This is a genomic window from Actinomadura sp. 7K507 (assembly GCF_004348425.1).
GTDB lineage: Bacteria > Actinomycetota > Actinomycetes > Streptosporangiales > Streptosporangiaceae > Spirillospora.
In genome coordinates, this window is record NZ_SMKK01000479.1 from 1 (window position 1) to 2311 (window position 2311).

A 2311-nucleotide genomic window follows, 5' to 3' on the forward strand; every position below is an offset into this window, starting at 1 on the left:
CCTCTACCTGCTCGGCGACGTCGTCCACCCCGGCATCCGGCTGATCAACGGCGACCGCGCCCGCACCCTCGCCGCCGTCCGCACCGGCCGCGCCGACCTCGGCGTCGCCGTCCTGGACGTCCTGCCCTCCGACGTCGAGGCCGTCCTCCTGGCCTCCTATCCGCAGGTCCTGGTCATGCCGGAGGACCACCCGCTGGCGGACGAGCCGGACCTCACCCTGGCCGACATCGCCGACACCGCCCTGGTCGTCCCGCCGCCCGCCGGCCCGCACCGCATCACCCTCGAACGCGCCCTCCGCGCCGCCGGAGTACCGTGGTCGCTGGCGGTCGAGGCCGAAGGCTGGCCCCTCCTGCTGCACTTCGTGGCCCTCCGCATCGGCCTCGCGGTCGTCAACGGCTGTGTCGTTCCACCCTCCGGCCTGGTCACCCGCGAGATCATCGACCTGCCCGCCGTCCCCTACTACGCCCTCCATCTCCCCGCCCGCGCCGATGACCCTCTGGTCACCGGCCTGCTGTCCGCGATCCGCGCCGCACTGAGGAAGAAGCCATGCACTTCGACACCGCCGTCGACGTCGCCGCCTCCCCCGAGACCGTCTGGAACATCCTGATCGACGTCGAACGCTGGCCCGGCATGACCGCGTCCGTCGACCGCGTCGAGCTCCTCGACGCCCCCCTCGCCCTGTCCAGCCGGGCCCGCCTCCACCAGCCCAAACTCCCCGCCGCCATCTGGACGGTCACCGGGTTCGAGGAGAACAGGACCTTCACCTGGGAGTCCCGCTCCCCCGGCCTGACGACCGTCGCCGCCCACGAGATCGTCCCCAACCCCGACGGCACGGCCACCGTCCGCCTGACCGTCGACCAGAAGGGCCCACTGGCGCCCGTCTTCGCCCTCCTGATGGGCCGCCTGACCCGCCGCTACGTGACCCTGGAAGCCAACGGCCTGAAAGCCAAGGCCGAACACCCCTGACCCACCCACACACGCCAAGGGCGGGCACCCCGCCACACGCCCCCCTCGGGCGTCGGGCCCCTGTGATGCAGCCCTGACCCGACGGCGCGCGACCTCGCCACATCGCGGCGGACGACGGGCACCCGGACAGGCATGAGTCCTCGGAACCGGTGCGCTCTACCGCCTGGCCCAGCAGGAGGCTCTCCAGGCGCAGCGGAACGGCGGTGCGTGGACGAAGCCCGCACGGGACGCCCGACCCGCCGCGCGGGGACGGGCCGGGTCAGCCGCGGGCGGTGACGATCTCGGCGACGGTCTTCTCCAGCGCGTACGCGGGGTCGGCGGCGCCGCCCTTGACCTGCTCGTCGGCCTCGGCGACCGCTGTCAAGGCCCGCGCGACACCGTCCGCGGACCAGGCATGAAGCTGCCTCTGCACCCGCTCGACCTTCCACGGCGGCATGCCGAGTTCCTTCGCGAGCGCCGCGCCGCGGGCGCCCCGGGGCGCGCCACCGACCTTCGCCAGTCCCCTGACGCCCTGGGCGAGCGCGCTGACGATCAGCACCGGCGCCACGCCCGTCGCGAGGGCCCAGCGGAGCTGCTCCAGCGCCTCGGCGAGCCGGCCTTCGATGGCCTTGTCCGCGACCGTGAACCCGCTGACTTCGGCGCGCCCCCGGTAGTACCGCGCCACCGCGGCATCGTCGACCTTCCCGCCGGTGTCGGAGACCAGCTGGCTGCAGGCCGCCGCCAGCTCACGCAGGTCGTTTCCGACCGCTTCGATCAGCCCCCGCGCCCCGTCCGGCGAGATCTTCCCGCCGGCCCGCCGTATCTCGGCCCGGACGAAGTCGACCCGCTCCCCCATCTTGGTGACCTTCGGGCACGAGACCTTTCGCGCCTTGAGCTTGGCCAGCCCGTCCACCAGGGCCTTCCCTTTGGCTCCGCCGTGGTGGACGGCGACGAGCGCGACATCGTCCGCGGGTGTCCTGGCGTAGGCGAGCACCTCGGCGGTCAGGTCCTTGCCCAGGTCCTGCGCCGCCCTGAGGACGAGCACCTTCCCGCCGCCGAACAGCGACGGCGACGTCAGCTCCGCGATCCGCCCGGGCTCCAGCCCGCCCGGCCCGAGATCGATCACCTCGGCCTCCGGGTCGTCCGCCCGCACGGACGCGACGACGTCGCCGACCGCCCGGTCCACGAGCAGTTCCTCGTCGCCGACGATCAGAATGATGGGGTCAACGGACACCCCTGCAGCATGCCACGCCCACCCACCACACGAAACGAGATCGACGGCGAACCCTGTGCCGAGCGGCCGCCGGGCCTGGACGACGGCGCCCCTTCCTGGCGCCACGAGGAGGTGCTTCGCGGGTGGGTGAGG

General features: G+C 73.3%; 3 protein-coding genes. 2 read left to right on the forward strand and 1 reads right to left on the reverse strand.

Annotation, left to right across the window (positions count from 1 at the left end; all coding sequences use genetic code 11):
* Both E1285_RS44595 and E1285_RS44600 read left to right on the forward strand, forming a co-directional pair.
* Positions 1-607, forward strand: a 607-nt coding sequence (locus E1285_RS44595; protein ID WP_207947301.1) for a substrate-binding domain-containing protein, incomplete at its 5' end; no start/stop codon positions are given.
* Positions 547-966, forward strand: a complete 420-nt coding sequence (locus tag E1285_RS44600; protein ID WP_132160952.1) for an SRPBCC family protein — start codon at positions 547-549, stop codon at positions 964-966. The genes E1285_RS44595 and E1285_RS44600, both read left to right, overlap by 61 nt.
* A gap of 259 nt (positions 967-1225) precedes the next feature.
* Here E1285_RS44600 and holA read toward each other — a convergent pair whose 3' ends face one another.
* Positions 1226-2179, reverse strand: a complete 954-nt coding sequence (gene holA / locus E1285_RS44605) for a DNA polymerase III subunit delta (protein ID WP_132160953.1) — start codon at positions 2177-2179, stop codon at positions 1226-1228.
* Between the last annotated feature and the right edge of the window lie 132 nt (positions 2180-2311).

Excerpts from the sequence above, each read along its gene's own strand:
- E1285_RS44600 (WP_132160952.1), top strand. The coding sequence starts at position 547 with ATGCACTTCGACACCGCCGTCGACGTCGCCGCCTCCCCCGAGACCGTC.